The 15,567-nt window shown below is 67.7% G+C and carries 15 protein-coding genes; 2 read left to right on the top strand and 13 right to left on the bottom strand.

Going from position 1 to position 15,567, the window contains the following annotated elements:
* Positions 1–61 precede the first annotated feature (61 nt).
* The 9 genes from YM304_RS18570 to YM304_RS18530 form a co-directional block, all read right to left on the bottom strand.
* Positions 62–1,030, bottom strand: coding sequence for an ATP-binding cassette domain-containing protein (locus YM304_RS18570; RefSeq protein ID WP_015443267.1), 969 nt, complete (start codon positions 1,028–1,030; stop codon positions 62–64).
* Positions 1,030–2,064 carry an ABC transporter permease gene (locus YM304_RS18565; protein WP_015443266.1) on the bottom strand — a complete coding sequence of 345 codons (1,035 nt, stop codon included), beginning with the start codon at positions 2,062–2,064 and terminating at the stop codon, positions 1,030–1,032. Before YM304_RS18565 ends, YM304_RS18570 begins: the two co-directional genes overlap by 1 nt.
* Complete coding sequence (locus YM304_RS18560; protein ID WP_041298436.1) at positions 2,061–4,343, bottom strand: patatin-like phospholipase family protein; 2,283 nt, start codon at positions 4,341–4,343, stop codon at positions 2,061–2,063. Before YM304_RS18560 ends, YM304_RS18565 begins: the two co-directional genes overlap by 4 nt.
* A gap of 126 nt (positions 4,344–4,469) precedes the next feature.
* Positions 4,470–5,294 (bottom strand): hypothetical protein, encoded by an 825-nt coding sequence (locus YM304_RS18555; RefSeq protein ID WP_015443264.1) that lies wholly within the window; start codon positions 5,292–5,294, stop codon positions 4,470–4,472.
* A gap of 119 nt (positions 5,295–5,413) precedes the next feature.
* Positions 5,414–6,013, bottom strand: a complete 600-nt coding sequence (locus YM304_RS18550) for a copper chaperone PCu(A)C (RefSeq protein WP_015443263.1) — start codon at positions 6,011–6,013, stop codon at positions 5,414–5,416.
* 13 nt (positions 6,014–6,026) lie between these two features.
* Positions 6,027–7,061, bottom strand: a complete 1,035-nt coding sequence (locus YM304_RS25130) for a hypothetical protein (RefSeq protein ID WP_015443262.1) — start codon at positions 7,059–7,061, stop codon at positions 6,027–6,029.
* Positions 7,058–7,501 (bottom strand): cupredoxin domain-containing protein, encoded by a 444-nt coding sequence (locus YM304_RS18540; protein WP_154723546.1) that lies wholly within the window; start codon positions 7,499–7,501, stop codon positions 7,058–7,060. Before YM304_RS18540 ends, YM304_RS25130 begins: the two co-directional genes overlap by 4 nt.
* A gap of 14 nt (positions 7,502–7,515) precedes the next feature.
* A complete protein-coding gene (locus tag YM304_RS18535; protein ID WP_051071501.1) occupies positions 7,516–8,100 on the bottom strand; it encodes an SCO family protein in 585 nt (194 codons plus the stop codon).
* Positions 8,101–8,257: 157 nt separating this feature from the next.
* On the bottom strand, positions 8,258–8,881 hold the full coding sequence (locus tag YM304_RS18530; protein ID WP_015443259.1) for a sigma-70 family RNA polymerase sigma factor: 624 nt from the start codon (positions 8,879–8,881) through the stop codon (positions 8,258–8,260).
* Between the two features lie 47 nt (positions 8,882–8,928).
* On the opposite strand from YM304_RS18530, the gene YM304_RS23105 reads away from it, so the two are divergent.
* Positions 8,929–9,555 (top strand): zf-HC2 domain-containing protein, encoded by a 627-nt coding sequence (locus YM304_RS23105; protein ID WP_015443258.1) that lies wholly within the window; start codon positions 8,929–8,931, stop codon positions 9,553–9,555.
* 16 nt (positions 9,556–9,571) lie between these two features.
* On the opposite strand, the gene YM304_RS18520 is transcribed toward YM304_RS23105, so the two are convergent.
* From YM304_RS18520 to YM304_RS18505, 4 genes are all read right to left on the bottom strand, one after another.
* The gene (locus YM304_RS18520; RefSeq protein ID WP_015443257.1) at positions 9,572–10,096 is read right to left on the bottom strand and encodes a TlpA family protein disulfide reductase; all 525 of its coding nucleotides are present in this window, start codon (positions 10,094–10,096) and stop codon (positions 9,572–9,574) included.
* 88 nt (positions 10,097–10,184) lie between these two features.
* The gene (locus tag YM304_RS18515) at positions 10,185–10,586 is read right to left on the bottom strand and encodes an HNH endonuclease (protein WP_015443256.1); all 402 of its coding nucleotides are present in this window, start codon (positions 10,584–10,586) and stop codon (positions 10,185–10,187) included.
* A gap of 422 nt (positions 10,587–11,008) precedes the next feature.
* Positions 11,009–13,627, bottom strand: coding sequence for an ATP-dependent Clp protease ATP-binding subunit (locus YM304_RS18510; RefSeq protein WP_015443255.1), 2,619 nt, complete (start codon positions 13,625–13,627; stop codon positions 11,009–11,011).
* A 222-nt stretch (positions 13,628–13,849) separates the two neighbouring features.
* Positions 13,850–14,662 (bottom strand): enoyl-CoA hydratase/isomerase family protein, encoded by an 813-nt coding sequence (locus YM304_RS18505; protein ID WP_015443254.1) that lies wholly within the window; start codon positions 14,660–14,662, stop codon positions 13,850–13,852.
* Between the two features lie 81 nt (positions 14,663–14,743).
* On the opposite strand from YM304_RS18505, the gene YM304_RS18500 reads away from it, so the two are divergent.
* Positions 14,744–15,499 (top strand): DUF2520 domain-containing protein, encoded by a 756-nt coding sequence (locus YM304_RS18500; protein ID WP_041298433.1) that lies wholly within the window; start codon positions 14,744–14,746, stop codon positions 15,497–15,499.
* Positions 15,500–15,567: the final 68 nt, after the last annotated feature.

Below are 15,567 nucleotides of genomic sequence, written 5' to 3'. Positions count from 1 at the left end.
TCGAACAACCTGGTTATGTCCATCCCGGATGGACATAACCAGGTCGGCGACGGTCGACGTTTCAGCCTTCGACTTGTTGGCGGAACTCGTGGGGTGGCATGGCGGTGAGGACGACGTCGGTGGCGGCGATGGCGGTGGCGGAACGGGGGAAGCCGAGCATGGCGCCGAGTTCGCCGAAGTACTGGCCGGGGCCGAGCGATGCGAGCGGTTCGCGGTTGCCGTCGGCCAGTTCGCGGACGATGTCGATCTGTCCGGAGGTGATCGTGTACACGTACTCGGGTGGGTCTTCCTGGCGGAAGATCTCGGTGCCGGCGGTGAAGGTGACCTCGTGGGCGCCTCGGTCGGGTTCGATGCCTTCGGGTGTCATCCGAACGACTCGGTCGGCGACGGGGATGAGGCGTGCGTCGTGGGTCGACACGACGATGACCCGACCGGCCGAGCGGAGTTCGCGTAAGAGTCCGATGACGGCTTCGGCTTGGATGTGGTCGAGGTTGGCGGTGGGTTCGTCGGCGATGAGGAGGTCGGGGTCGGTGACGAGGCCGCGGGCGACGGCGACGCGTTGCTGTTGTCCGCCGGAGAGTTGCGAGGGCTTGTGCTTGGTGCGGTCGCCGAGCCCGACGCGCTCCAACAGTTCGTCGGCGCGGCGGAGTGCGTCGGCTCGGGAGCACGCCTTCGACACGATGAGTGGGACGGCGACGTTCTCGCGAGCGTTGAGCGACGGGATGAGGTTGAAGCCTTGGAACACGAAGCCGACGTGCTTCTTGCGGTAGGTGTCGAGGTGCTTCTTGTACGACCCGGTCACGTCGATCTCGTTGAGCTTGATCGAACCGGAGGTGGGGGAGAGCATGCCGCCGAGGCATGACAGCAGCGTCGACTTGCCGGATCCCGATGGCCCGAGCAGCACGACGAGTTCGCCTGGCGCGGCGGTGAAACTGAGGTGGTCGAGCGGTCGGACGACGTAGCCGTCGCCTTCGTACTCCTTGACGAGGTCGGTGACGACGAGGCCGATGTCGGAGCGATTGTCGGTCATCAGCTGAATGCCTCCGCCGGGTCGGTGCGGTTGACTTTGCGGACGCCGAGCATCGCCGAGACGAGGCCGACGCAGACGGCGACGAGCGGCACGGTGAAGAGTGCCGAGGTCGGGATCGTGACCGGAAGGGGGAAGACGGGTTCGATCAGCTTCGCCGCGATGGCGCCGATGAGCGAGGCCAGCAGTGCGACGATCACGGCTTGTAGTGCGAGCCCGGCGCCGAGCGATCGGCCGCTGGCGCCGACGGCCTTGAGGACGGCGAAGTCGCGTTCGCGTTCGAGGGCGGTGAGGTAGATGACGGCGCCCATCACGATCGCGGCGACGAACCACAGCAGGATGCGGATGAGGTCGATCGACGCGACGGCTGACTCGATCGGCCCGAGTGTCTCGTCGGCGACGGCGTCGGCGGAGCTGAACGAATAGCCGGCGACGAACGATGCCGGGCGGTCGGTGAGGAATCCGGTGACGACCTGGTCGCTCTGGAACGCGATGCGCTGCGCGTCGGTGAGGTCGATGAATCCGAACGCCTGTCCGGCGAGCACGGTGCTGTCGGAGGTGAGCCCGACCACGGTGAAGCGTTCGACGCCGATCTCGACCTCGGTGCCGATCGAGACGTCGAGCGAGGAGTCGAGCACGATCTCGCCCGGCCCGCTGACGGCGACCCCGTCGGTGAGCTGTGGCTGACCGAGCTTGCCGATGCCGTGGCCGACCAGCTGCACCTCGACCTTCTCGGCGTCGGGGCTGGGGAGCAGTGCGCCTCGCGACACGACGAACGGCTCGACGACACCGTCGAACGTCGCGGAGAGTTCGTCTCGTGCGCTGATCGGCAGCACCGACGCAGCGGTGAAGGGGCCGTCGACGCCGTCGGCGAGGATCCAGGTGGATGCGCCGATGCGGTCGACGGCGCGCCCCGGTTCGGTCTTGAGATGGTGGGCGAGGCCGGTCATCAGGTAGAGCAGGGTGAGGACGAGCGCGACGAGCACCGTGACGAGCCCGACTCGGCGTGCCCGGTAGCGCAGGTCGCTCAGCGTCATCCGAAACACGGTGCACCTCCTCGCTGGTCGACCCAGTCGGCGATGCGGTCGATCGATGTGGTGTAGCCGCGCTCGGCGGCCTCGTCGACGGCATCGAAGTCGAGGATGTTGAGGTCGGTGAGATCGAGATCGAGGTACAGGTCGATCACGCCAGAGGCGAGGTGCGCGTCGCGGCTTCGCGACGAGCCGATCAGCATCGATCGGAGGAGCGTGCCGGTGACGCCGGGATACGCCGGCTGGGGCTCGACACCGTGCCCGCCGAGCCAGGTGGGCACCCACGTGGGCAGGAATCTGCTCTTGGCAACCGACCACCCGGACACGTGGAAACCGTAGTCGTCGGGCGCACTCGGCCCGAGCGTCGGGGCCACGTCGCTCGCGATGACGGTGCCGACCGACGGATCGTCGCCGAGCAACGCGACCGGTAGGTTCTCCAGGACGCCGCCGTCGGCGAGGAGTTGACCGTCGTAGACGACGGGCGGGAGCACGCCGGGAATCGCAACCGAGGCGCGGATCGCTGCGGTGACCGGGCCGGTCGTGTGGACCATGACCTCGGCGGTGGTCAGGTTGGTGCTCGGGCACGCGAACGGGATCCACAGGTCGGCGATGTCCCATCCGTCGAACTGCCTTTCGAGCACGTCGACGATGCGCTCGCCCTTGATCAGCGACACGAGCGGGAGCGTGTAGTCGAGGAGGTCGCTGGCGCCTTCACGCATGTCGGTGAGTACCTGGTCGGGGCCGTGACCCTGGGCGATGGCAGCCGCGACGATCGATCCCATCGAGGCGCCGACGACGCGGTCGACGGGGATCCCCTGCTCGGTGAGTGCCCGGTACACGCCGATGTGCGCGTGGCCGCGAGCACCGCCGCCGCTCAGGACGAGGCCGACACCTCGACCGGCACTGAGCCGCGCAAGGCGAGCGAGGTGCTGCGGTTCGGTACCGCGCAGATGATGGACCTCGTCGGCGCGGAACCGCTCGCGAAGGAGCGTCGCCCCCTCCGGGCGGGTCGTGGAGGCGTCGTGGAGGACGGCGAGCCAGACGGGAATGCGCGTCGGGGTGTCGTCGATCAACGCGGTGATCCGACGGGACTCGTCGTCGTCGGGATCGGGGCTGACGATGATCACCAGTTGGTCGGCGTGGTGCAGGGTGCGAGCCGTCCAGTGGTCGTAGCGGGCGCCGTCTCGCTGAGGTCCGGCGTCGAACATCACGTGGTCGACCCCGGTCTCGGTCTGGTGGATCAGTTCGGCGAGGCGGATCTCGCCGAACGAATTGGGCGCGGTGTCGGCGATGCCCCGCTGGCCGAGCTGTTCGTCGATGATCGACGGTGAGAGCACCGTGCTCGGCCCGCACTGCACCAGCGTGGTCGCCATCGTGTCGACGATGGTGTCGTGCGTGGTGTCGTCGACGTCGGCAGTGATGGCGAGGGCGAAGGTGCGCGCGGTGGTCGACTCGCTGTTCTCGTCACCGGCTCGGTCGAGGATGCGCCGGATCAGTCCCATGGCCAGCGAGGTGTGGCTGATGGTGAGGGCGCGGAAGTCGTCGGCGCTGAGTCTGGCGAGCGACGTGTCGCGCAGGGCGATGACGGTGGCGGATCGTTCGCGCGCCTCGAGCAGACCGAACTCGCCGACGATGCCGCCGCGCCCGACCTCGATGTGGTCGGCGTGCCCGCCGATGGTGCGTCGGTCGGACCCGGCCTGACGGGTCGGTGGATGAGTCGCCTGATGCTGTTCGGTCGAGCTGACCCGTTCGGTGATGGCGAGCCGGCCGCTCACCACCAGGTAGGCGGCGTCGGCGACGTCGCCGCGACGGAAGAGCGTCTCGCCGGCGTCGATCGAGGCCCAGGTGACCCGGTTGGCGATCGCCGCGATGGCGGCGCTGTCGGGGGCGCGGAGCTCGTCGGAGAGGAGCGCGGCGACGCGCGAGCGGTCGGTGCGTTCGCGAGCTGCCGTGAGGGCGGCCGCCGCTTCGTCATGGTGCGCGTCGAACGCGGCGCGCAGATCGTCGGCGGTCACCACGATCACCTCGGTCGCGCCGTTGGCCCGGAGCGTCGCCGTGCGTCGCCCGCCGATCATGGTGGTGATCTCGCCGACGATCGACCCTGCTCGGTGAGTGGCCACGCAGATCGACCCGCCGTGACCGCCGACCTCGGCGTCGAGCGCACCCGCCACCACGACGAAGGCGTCGGTGCTGATCTCACCTTCGGAGCAGAGGGTGTCGCCGTCGGAGACCGTACGTCGCTCTCCACGGGCGACGAGATCGTCGAGCAGCGTCGGCGCGGTCAACCGCGGTGTCCGATCCGGGGGCCCGTCATGGCGACCACCATGCCACAACCCGCAGGTCGCGGGCGGTGACTTGCAGCCGTGACGCGCCTCGTGTGCGATGCGGCGGCGTGCTGCCGTCGGAGCGGATCAGAGTGGGCGGCGTCGGTACCCGCGCGAGCGGCGCCACCTGGCGAACGTCACGAAGCCGATGAAGGCCACCATGAACACGACCCAGGCGATGAGTGCGATGAGCGCGACGATCGAGAGCGGACGAGCCCAGGAGCCGCCTGCCGACGGTGCCTGCTCGGTGCGTCCACGGACTTCGGTGATCGCGCCGTCGCCGAGCGGGATCGTCCATTCGAGTCGCCCGTCGTCGAGTTCGACCGCGTTGGTCTCGTCGTCGACGATCTCACCGGGAAGTGTGGCGCGGATGACCGCGGTCATCGAGTTCTCCGGGGTGGCTCCCGATGCGGTGAACTCGGCTGCGAACGGTACGTCGCCGACGGCGCTGATCAGGTCGCTGTCGGCGAACGTGGCGAAGCCGTCGGGCAGGCCGAAGTTGCCGGTGAGCGTGTTGGTCGTGACGTCGCCGGCGCTGCCGCGTCCGAGCCGCGGGTCGTTGAACGGCGGTCCGAGACTCCTGAGGAGATTGGTCGCCTCGTCGGCGCCAGAGAACGGATGGGTGAAGGTGAGCACGAGGCCACCGTCGGGAGTGTCGGTCGGGCCGTCGATGACCCAGCCCGCCTCGGCGATGTCGTCGAGCACGAGATCGTCGGCGATCGTCGGGACCCGCTCGACGAGTTCGGCGTCGGCGGTGACCGTGACGGTCATCGAGCCGGTTCCGTCGGGCTCGACCGTGACGTCGACGACCACGTCGACCTGGCAGGCCGTGAGCAGGAGCATGCCGACGACGGCAGTCAGTATCCGCCGGAGCGCAGACGTGTTGATCGCTCCCGCCGTCGTCGATGCCACACGCCAAGTATGACGGCCGAGACGCCCCGACCGTTGGAGCCCGGCGAAAAAGTGTGGGAGAGCGACCGCCGGGGAGGACGCGCCGGGTGCGGCGCGTCCTCCGTCACGGCCGAGAAGGCTCAGCTGTCGCTGTCCATCTCCATCTCGCTGTCCATCTCCATCTCGCCGTCCATGTCCATCTCGCCGTCCATGTCGTGATCCATGTCCATGTCGCCGTCCATGTCGAGCGAGCGGACCTCGGCGGTGAAGGCCAACTTCTCACCGTTGTCGAACTCGAGCTCGACGTCGACGGTGTCGGGGTACTCGGCCGGATCGATGTCGAGCACCATGATGTGAGCGCCACCCGGCTCGAACGTGAGGGACTCCCCGGCAGCGATCTCGTAGCCGCCTTCCTTCTCCTGCATCGTCATCGTGTCGTCGTCGTTCATGATCACTTCGTGCAGTTCGACCGAGTCGCTCACATTGGTCGTGGCCGCGACCGCCGTGATCGTCTCGCCGGTGCCGTTGGTGACGACGCCGTACACCGCCGACGCGCTCTGGCCGTCGGCGGGCTGGCGCGACCAGGCGTCGGCGATCGTGACCTCGCCGACTTCGGCGGGAGCATCGGCGATGGAGTCGTCGGAGCTCGCGTCGTCGGAGCCACAGGCGGAGAGACCGAGGCCCACTGCGATCAGCAGCGCGGCGGAGCGTCGGAATCGGGGAGTCGTTGTCGTGTTCACGCCGTGCAGGTCGTCAGCCGGACGCAGGAAGTTCCCGAGATCCTGCAAAAAGCTCCCAGAGTGCGATGGCGGCCACGGCGGCGCCACCGACCAGGCCGGCGACGGTCGTTGCTCGATCGAGCCAGCCGGGGGCATCGGTCGGGACGATCGCTGCGGTGAGACCGTCGCGTTTGATCCATCCCCAGATCGCGAGCTGACTGCCGGCGATCAGGGTCGCCGCCGAGGCGACGAATCGATCACGGCGTGTGAACCAGACGGCGACCGACGCCGCCGCTGTGGCGAGGGCCGGAAGCGCCCACCACACGAGTCGCGGCCCGGTCTCGGAGGGAAGCGAACGGAACTGCAACCAGCCGACGACCAGCGTCAGCACGGCCAACGGAACGACGGCGAACCGCCACCCCGCTCGACGACCGACGACACCGACGCCGATCCCGATGGCGGCAATGGTCAGCCCGGCGAGTACGCCGAGGCCCAGCGGCACCGGCGACGGCTCGGCGAGCCAGGTGCTCGACACCGTCACCAACACGTCGCCGCCGTCGACCACCATGGGGATCACGGCCTCGACGATCTGATCCCCAGGGCTCTTGCCGGCGGGGCGGATCGGCTGCATCCAGTGAGCTCGATGGTCGTGCCAGGCGTATCGGCCGGCGTCGCCCACTTCGACCCAGTCGGGTTCGGCGTCGGCCGACACGTCGGGCGGCACGTCGCTGCCGTAGCGCGACTCGTTGAGGTAGGCAGTTCGAGAGGCTCGGTTCTCGAGCACGGTCCCGTCGGTCTGGAACCAGAGGTACGGCTCGGCGTCGTAGCCGTCGAGCACGACCTCGGTGCCGGGCGCGGCCGTGAGTTCGACGAACGAATCACCGCCGAGTATCTCGACCGCGATCGACGGCGTGGGGGGCTCGATCGACACGATCTCCGACCGATAGTCGGTGGGTCCTGCCGGGTCGGCGAAGACCGTGTCGCCGATCCCCAACACCACGATCAGTGCGGCGAACACGGCAGCGAGTCGCTGGCGCGTCGCGGGCGGGCGACCGATCACGAGGGTCATGCTTCGACGTGGAGCACGAAGGTGCCCGACGGATGCACCGTGCAGCTCCCCTCGAACTCGCCTTCCGACGTGAACGCCTGACGCAGCGTCTCGCCGGCGCCGACGAACCAGGGGCCGACGTTGTGGCCGCGGTCGTCCTCGTTGACGATCTTGATCGTCTCGCCGACCGTCACCTCGAGCTCGGCGGGCAGGATCGAGAGCGGTGTTCCCTCGTCGAGTGCGACGCCGGCGCCGACCGGGATCGTGTACTCGTACGTCGCCGATTCCGCCGTGTCGGTCGCGGAGAAGCCGGGACCCGCGTCGTCGGCGTTCGAGCCGCAACCCGAAACGAGCAGCCCGACGACGATCGCTCCCGATGCGAGCCAGCGCGACGACCGCGACCCCGTGCGGGACTGCGTGCGTGTCAGCGAGCGTGTCGTGGTTCGTGGGAGCGCGGGCATCGGCATCGTGTCGGTCAGGCGTCGTAGCGATCGAGGAGGGTCAGCATGTCGTTGCTCATGTCGTCGGACGACGCTCCGAACTGCCAGCTGAGGACGAGCTCGCCGGCGTCGTTCACCAGGTAGAGGAAGGGGGAGTGGTCGACCTCGATCGTGCCGTCGTCGAGTGTGCGCACCTCCCAGTTCGCGCCGAACGGTTCGGCCGACGCCCGCAGCAACTCCAGGTCGGTCGTGCCTGCGGCCACCGCGTCGTCGACGAAGCTGGTCACGTAGGCGTCGAGCACGTCGAGGTCGCGGTCGGGATCGACCGTCACCATCACGACGTCGACCTTGTCGGCCTCGTCGCCCATCTTGCGCAGCGCCACGGTCAGGTCGGCCATCGTCGTCGGGCACACGTCCGGGCAGTTGGTGAACCCGTAGTAGACCGCCTTGAGCTCGCCTGGGTCGGCTTCGAAGTTGACCTCGTCGCCCGGTTCGCTGATCGACGGCAACGTGACGGCGTTGACGAGCGGGGCGGGGCTGCGGGTGATGCCGGAGAGTTCGTCGGCGCCGTCGTCACCACCGCACGCCGTCGCAACGAGCGCGACGGCGAGGGCGGTCACACCGAGCCGACGTCGGGATCGGCGGGACGGACGCGAAGAAGACAGGCGCATGCTCACGTGGGTCAGGTCGCTTCTCGGGCGGAGTCGGTTCCCGTCGATCCCGAAGAATTCGGTCCGTCGCGTACGTCGTGTTCGTCGTGCTCCGGGTGGGGCGCGGTCAGGTCGCTTCTCGGGCGGAGTCGGTTCCCGTCGATCCCGAAGAATTCGGTCCGTCGCGTACGTCGTGTTCGTCGTGCTCCGGGTGGGGCGCGGTCATGTCGATCAGGTCGAGGCGTGCCCGCGCGACGCGCGACCGGATGGTGCCGATCGGGCAGCCCAACGATTCGGCGGCGTCTTCGTACGACATGCCGAGCACCTGGGTGAGTACGAACGCTTCACGTCGGTCGCTGCTCAACCCGTCGAGCAGCAGGTCGAGGTCGACGCGAGCGGTGTCGTCGGCATCGACCACCGAACCGACCCCGCCGCCCGCTGTGGCCGTGGCGGTGTAGCGGCCATCTCGCGCTCGACGACGCTGAGCCCGACGGACGTGATCGGCGCAGACGTGACGAGCGATCGACAGGATCCACGATCGGGCCGACCCGTCGGCGCGGAACCGGTGGATCGACGAGATCGCGCGCTCGTAGGTCTCCTGCGCGAGGTCGTCGGCGTCGCGGGCATCGCCGAGGTAGCGGCACAGGTTCCACACCTCCACCTGCGTGGCGGCGATGAAGCGGGCGAGCGCGTCGTGATCGCCGGCCTGCGCCTCGAGGAGGAGTCGGGTCGTGCGCTGCATCGCGCTCATGATCGAACTCCGGGAACCAGACGGGAACGACAGGCGACCAGTCCGGTATGCGACACGCGCTCTCCTGTGACGATGCTCTCGAACTGATCTCCGCAGCGACCGACGGTGAGACGACCGACATCGAACAGCAGCGACTCGACGCGCACCTCGACGGATGCGCCGACTGCGTGATGTTGGAGCGCCGGATGCGTCGTCTGCATCGACAGGTGCGTCTGCGACCGGCCGAACCCGTACCGAACCTCGTGGCGCTCGTGACCGATCGCGTGCGCCCGGCAACGCTGGGTCGAGGTGGCTGGCTGCGCCCCGCGCTCGCCTGGCTCGCAGCGGTGACCGTGATCCAGAACGTGGCGGCGCTCGTGCTCGGTCGTGTCGACGGCGCCGACGAACACCTCGCCCGTCACCTCGGCGCGTTCGGCGTCGCCCTGGGCGTCGGTTTCGCGTTCGTGGCGTGGAAGCCGACCCGGGCCATCGGGATGCTGCCGTTCGCCGGCGCCCTCATCGCCACCATGCTCGTCAGCGCCGTGCTCGATGTGGCCGCCGGAGGCCGGAGCGCGCTCGCCGAGTCGGTGCACCTGACCGAGGTGGTCGGCCTCGTCCTGCTGTGGTTGATCGCCGGCTCGCCGGGATGGCACGGTTGGCATCGCCTGCCGGGCCGCTCGGTGCATCGGGTCTGACCGCTCGATCATCGGTTCACGCGCTCGCATCGCCGTCGGCGTCGAGGAGTTCGTCGATACGCGACTCGAGGCCTGCCTCGTCGATCACCCCGGTCTGTTCGAGGATCGTGCCGTCGGACGTGACGAACAGCGTCACCGGAAACGACGTGATCTCCAGCTCGGTCTGCATCTCGGCCAACTCGTCACGGAGCAGTTCGTAGGTGACGCCCCGTTCCGCAGCGAACTCGACCATGCTCGGACCGTCGTCGAGCGGGTTGATCCCGATGAAGCGAACGTCGTCGCCGCGTTCGGCGTGAACGGCGGCGAACTCGCGCATCTCCTTCGTGCACGGCGGACACGTGCTGTACCAGAAGTTGACGACGAGTGGCTCTCCGACGAGCGACGCCGATGGCACGACGTTGCCGTCGGCATCGGTGAGGTCGACTTCGGGCAGTCGAGCTCCGTCGGCACCCGAGTCGCCGCCGCACGACGACACGGCGAGGAGCGCTGCGGCACACAGTGCTGCCCATGGGCGTCGACGGGCCGAGAAGATCGATGTCACGCTCCCAGTCTGCTGCCGTTCGAACGTGGCGACCACCGACCAAAGGCCCTAACCGACCGACGTCACGTGGGTCGACGCGACCTCGGCGTCAGATGATCGTCTCGACCGTCGAGTCGCTCGCATCGTCGGCCGGTGCTGCGGCGGCGAAGTGCTCGGCCGCGGCGACGGAGATGTCTCGATGCCGCAGCAGGAACGCCCGCTCGTCGAGCTTCTTTCGGCGCATCCAGCCGGTCACCTCGTCGTTGCACTTGCTGGCGTTGCACGAACGGCAGGCCGGGACGACGTTGGTGATCGTGTAGCGGCCACCCCGCGACAACGGGAGCACACAGTCCTTCTGGAGCGCAGGACCCACCGCACCGCAGTACGCACACCCGCGCCAAGCCTCTTGCAACACGATCCACTGCTCGTCGGTCAGATCGTTGTCGGCGGCATCCATCCGTCGCTTGCGCTTGCGCGACGCCCTCGCCCGCCGGCTTCTGCTCGGTGCCATCCCCGCAGCGTAGATGCCGACATGTCAGCGGTTGGTAGATGCCGCACCGTCGACATGAAAGGTCTCCACCAGTTCTGGCCAGATCCGGCGGAAGACCTCACCGTTCTCCTGCAGAGTTGATTACGGCGCTCCGGGAGCGACGTAACCATCTTTGTCGGCGAGTTGGTGACGCGGCTCCGGGAGCGACGTAACCAACTTTCGCGCCGTGAGTGGTCGTTGGACGCCGTGCTCTCAGCGGAGGGTGGACCTCGAGTCGTTGATGTGCAAGGACGTCAGCCGAGAGTTGATTACGGCGCTCCGGGAGCGATGTAACCAACTTGCGTGGAAGCGGGCGAAAACCAGAACACTCCGGGGTTCGCTCGGAAGCGAACACCCGGAGTGTTTTTGATCTCGATCTCGGTGTCGGCGTGGCGCCGACCCGGTCACTCGGACTCGGGAGGAGGCGGCGGGAGTTCGCCACCCTCGACCGGCGGGGCCGGCTTCTCCGTCGCCGTCAGTTCGAGTTCGACCGAGGCCGGCGGCACGAAGCCCTCGACCGCCTCGAACGTGAAGCGCTTCTCGCCCTCGCGTTCGGGATCGTCCTCGACGTCGACCACGATGATCTCACCGGCCGAGAAGTCCTTGTACAGGATCTTCTCCGACAGCGCATCTTCGATGTGACGCTGGATCGCACGGCGCAGCGGACGTCCGCCGAGCGTCGGGTCGTACCCGCGATCGGCGAGCAGTTCCTTGGCTTCCTGCTTCAGTTCGATACCGAGGCCCTGGCCTTCGAGCTGCTTGACCAGACGCTCCATCTGCATGTCGACCATCTGCAACACCTCGTGGTGAGCGAGCTCGTGGAACACGATGGTCTCGTCGATGCGGTTGAGGAACTCCGGACGGAAGTGCGACTTCAGCGACTCGTTGACCTTCTCCTTCATGCGCTCGTAGCTCATGGCGGTGTCGCCGGTGTTGAAGCCGACGTTGGCCTTGCGCAGATCCTGCGTACCCAGGTTCGAGGTCATGATCAGCACCGTGTTGCGGAAGTCGACCGAACGACCCTGCGAGTCGGTCAGGCGACCCTCTTCCAGAATCTGGAGGAGCGTGTTGAACACGTCGGGGTGCGCCTTCTCGATCTCGTCGAAGAGCACGACGGAGAACGGCTTGCGTCGCACGGCCTCGGTGAGCTGGCCACCGTCTTCGTAGCCGACGTAGCCGGGAGGCGAACCGACGAGGCGACTCACCGCGTGCGGTTCCATGTACTCCGACATGTCGAGCGTGATCATCGACTGGTCGTCACCGAACAAGAACTCGGTGAGCGTCTTGGCCAGCTCGGTCTTGCCGACGCCGGTCGGGCCGAGGAAGATGAACGAACCCGACGGACGCTTCGGGTCCTTGAGGCCCGCACGAGTACGACGGATCGACTGGCTGACCGCCTTGATGGCGTTCTCCTGGCCGATGATCCGCTTGTGCAGCTCGTCTTCCATGTGGAGGAGACGCTCGGTCTCTTCTTCGGTGAGCTTGTAGACCGGAATGCCGGTCCAGAGCGACAGCACCTCGGCCACGGCCTCTTCGTCGACCTCGTCGAACAGGTCGACGCCGTCGGCCTTGACTTCGGCTTCCTTCTCGGCCTTCTCCTCGAGGAGCTTCTTCTCCTCGTCACGGAGGCGGCCGGCCTCTTCGAACTGCTGATCTTCGACGGCGGTCTTCTTGGCCTCTTGGACCTCGAGGAGCTTGGTCTCGATCTCGCGCAGGTCGGGCGGCGTGGCCATGCGCTTGATGCGCAGACGTGAGCCAGCTTCGTCGATCAGATCGATCGCCTTGTCGGGAAGGTGACGATCGGAGATGTACCGATCGGCGAGGTTCGCCGCGGCGACGAGCGCCTGGTCGGTGATGGTGACCCGGTGGTGGCTCTCGTACTGATCGCGGATGCCCTTGAGGATCTCGATCGTGTGGGCCAGCGTGGGCTCGTCGACCTTGACCGGCTGGAAACGACGCTCGAGTGCGGCGTCCTTCTCGACGTGCTTGCGGTACTCCTCGGTGGTGGTCGCACCGATCGTCTGGAGCTCACCGCGGGCGAGCATCGGCTTCAGGATCGACGCGGCGTCGATCGCGCCTTCGGCGGCACCGGCACCCACGAGGGTGTGGATCTCGTCGATGAACAGGAGGATGTCGCCGCGCGACTTGATCTCTTTGAGGACCTTCTTCAGTCGCTCTTCGAAGTCACCGCGGTAACGCGAGCCGGCGACGAGTGCGCCGAGGTCGAGCGTGTACAGCTGCTTGCCGGTGAGCGTGTCGGGAACGTCGTTGTTGACGATCTTCTGGGCGAGGCCTTCGACGATGGCGGTCTTGCCGACGCCGGGCTCACCGATGAGCACCGGGTTGTTCTTGGTGCGACGCGAGAGGATCTGCATGACCCGCTCGAGTTCTTTGCTGCGGCCGATGACCGGATCGAGCTGACCTTCGCGAGCGGCTTCGGTGAGGTTGCGGCCGAACTGGTCGAGGATCTGGGAGTTGCCACCCTTCTCGTCGCCTTCCTTCGAACCGGGGCCCACCCCGGCAGCGGCGCCCTCGCGGCTGCCCGACCCGGAACTCGAACCCGAACCGGAGCTTCCGGCTGGTCCCTGGTAGCCCGAGAGCAACTGGATGACCTGCTGGCGCACTCGCGACAGGTCGGCGCCGAGCTTGACGAGGACCTGTGCGGCGACGCCTTCACCCTCACGGATGAGGCCGAGGAGGATGTGCTCGGTGCCGATGTAGTTGTGGCCGAGCTGCAGTGCTTCACGCAGCGACAACTCGAGGACCTTCTTGGCACGCGGCGTGAAGGGAATGTGGCCCGACGGCGACGAGCCGCCCTGACCGATGATCTCCTCGACCTGGCTGCGCACGGCTTCGAGTGAGATGCCGAGCGACTCGAGCGCCTTCGCTGCGACACCTTCACCTTCGTGGATCAACCCGAGGAGGATGTGCTCGGTCCCGATGTAGCTGTGGTTCAGCAGGCGCGCTTCCTCCTGCGCGAGCACCACGACCCTGCGGGCCCTGTCGGTAAAGCGTTCGAACATTGGCTGCCCTTTCCCCGGATTCTCCGACGCTGGTGCCGAAAAATGGTGATGGAAGAAACTGTGGATTCACCCTATCGGCGGGCCCCGTGTTCAACGGGTCGGGCCGCGTGACAGCTTTTGTGCCCTCGACGGGAATACGCGGCGATCGGCATGCTCACCGTCGGGTCGCTCGGATCGCTCGGGTCGTCGACCTGACCGCTCGGCGCAGCGAAACCGAGCGCGTCAGCGGAACTTCGGTGCGCGTCGTTCCATGAAGGCGGCGACGGCTTCGTGGTGCTCGGGGGTCTGGTACGCCTGGTCGAGCGCGGTGAGTTCGCGGCGTTGAACGAGCGCGAGATCGGGTTCGGTGCCGTTCTCGGTGAGCAACTGCTTGGCGAACTGCACGGAGGCCGGAGCGTTTTCGGCGTAGCTCTTCGCTCGGCGGATCGCCCCCTCGACGACGTCGTCGGCCACCTCGTCGACCAGGCCGAGCGCGAGTGCTTCGTCGCCGAGGACGGTGCGGCCCGACAGCGCGAGATCGGAGGCGTTGCCCCAACCACAGCGCTGGACCAGGAAGTGCGACGACGCCAGTTCCGGCACGACGCCCATCTTCACGAAGCGAGCCGAGAGCTTCGCTGCAGGGTGAGCGACGAGGAAGTCCATCGACAACACGAGGGTGAGACCGACGCCGATCGACGCGCCGTTGATCGCCGCGACGACCGGTTTGGACGACCGCATCAACGACACCCAGTCGACCCGTCGCCGAGGCGTGTCGTCCGTCGTCGAATCGCTCCCGGACGCGGTGTCGTCGGCAGCGTCGTCGCCTTCGATCTGGGCCTTGAAGACCTCGCTCACGTCGGCCCCGGCGCAGAAGCCTCGACCGGCGCCGGTCACGACGAACGCACCGATCGCCGGATCGGCGTTGCCGTCTTGGAACGCGTCGATGAGTTCGGCGTTCATCGTCGGCGTCCAGGCGTTCAACTTGTCGGGACGGTTCAGCGTGATGACCCGGATCTCATCCCGGTCGTCGACGGTGATCTGCGTGTACTCGCTCATCTCGCGATGCTGCCGGAACAGCGGAGTCCGGGACGAAGCGGCCGTCGGTCGAGTCGTGGTCGTGCACGCCAGACTGGCGTGATGACAGATCGAGGCGTGGCCGACGAATCGGCGTTGCAGGTGCGCATCCTCGGCGCTGGCCGCGCCGGCGGATCGTTCGCCACCGCACTCGGTCGATCGGGAGCGAGCGTCGAGGTGCTGGCTCGCGAGGCCGACATCGCCGACGCAGCGGCCGACGTCGACCTCGTGCTGCTGTGCACTCCCGACGACCAGATCGCTCCCGTCGCCGCGGCAATCCGGCCCGGCGACGCCGTGATCGCTCACTGTTCTGGTTCGCGCACGCTCGATGTGCTCGCACCGCACTCGCGTCGCGGCTCCATCCATCCGCTCATGTCGTTGCCCGATGCCGTGACCGGGTCACGGCGTCTGCTCGATCGCTGCCGCTTCGCCATCGCCGGTGACCCCATCGTCGAGCGAGTCGTCGACGTCCTCGGCGGCGTCGGGTTCTCGGTCGTCGATGCCGACCGGGTCCGCTATCACGCCACGGCCTCGATCGCGTCGAATCACCTCGTGGCGCTGTGCTCCGAGGTCGAGCAGCTCGCCGACGGTCTCGGTATCGACCCGGAGGCGTTCTGGCGGCTGATGCGCACCACGCTCGACAACGTGGCCGAACACGGTGCTCGCTCTCAGCTGACCGGCCCCGTGGCTCGCGGCGACTGGGCCACGGTCGAGGGGCACCTGGCCGAACTCGAGGTCGAGCATCGCGCTCCGTACCTCGCGATGGCGGCGGTCGCTGCCCGTCTGGCCGGTCGCGAGTTACCACCCCACCTGACCTGATCGCTCATTCCCGCGGTGAGCGTCATGTCACACCGTGGCGAGCCTCGTCGGCTTCGCTCCGGTCTGCG

Origin of the sequence: Ilumatobacter coccineus YM16-304, from assembly GCF_000348785.1 — a bacterium.
In the GTDB taxonomy this organism is placed as follows: Bacteria; Actinomycetota; Acidimicrobiia; order Acidimicrobiales; family Ilumatobacteraceae; genus Ilumatobacter_A; species Ilumatobacter_A coccineus.
This window is presented reverse-complemented; position numbering and strand designations above follow the sequence as displayed.

What these genes read in the sequence shown, in the direction of transcription:
- YM304_RS18515 (WP_015443256.1), bottom strand. Translation starts at nt 10,586, where the DNA reads ATGGCACCGAGCAGAAGCCGGCGGGCGAGGGCGTCGCGCAAGCGCAAG.
- YM304_RS18500 (WP_041298433.1), top strand. Translation starts at nt 14,744, where the DNA reads ATGACAGATCGAGGCGTGGCCGACGAATCGGCGTTGCAGGTGCGCATC.
- YM304_RS23105 (WP_015443258.1), top strand. Translation starts at nt 8,929, where the DNA reads ATGCGACACGCGCTCTCCTGTGACGATGCTCTCGAACTGATCTCCGCA.
- YM304_RS18565 (WP_015443266.1), bottom strand. Translation starts at nt 2,064, where the DNA reads ATGACGCTGAGCGACCTGCGCTACCGGGCACGCCGAGTCGGGCTCGTC.
- YM304_RS18530 (WP_015443259.1), bottom strand. Translation starts at nt 8,881, where the DNA reads ATGAGCGCGATGCAGCGCACGACCCGACTCCTCCTCGAGGCGCAGGCC.
- YM304_RS18510 (WP_015443255.1), bottom strand. Translation starts at nt 13,627, where the DNA reads ATGTTCGAACGCTTTACCGACAGGGCCCGCAGGGTCGTGGTGCTCGCG.
- YM304_RS18505 (WP_015443254.1), bottom strand. Translation starts at nt 14,662, where the DNA reads ATGAGCGAGTACACGCAGATCACCGTCGACGACCGGGATGAGATCCGG.
- YM304_RS18540 (WP_154723546.1), bottom strand. Translation starts at nt 7,501, where the DNA reads ATGCCCGCGCTCCCACGAACCACGACACGCTCGCTGACACGCACGCAG.
- YM304_RS18570 (WP_015443267.1), bottom strand. Translation starts at nt 1,030, where the DNA reads ATGACCGACAATCGCTCCGACATCGGCCTCGTCGTCACCGACCTCGTC.
- YM304_RS25130 (WP_015443262.1), bottom strand. Translation starts at nt 7,061, where the DNA reads ATGACCCTCGTGATCGGTCGCCCGCCCGCGACGCGCCAGCGACTCGCT.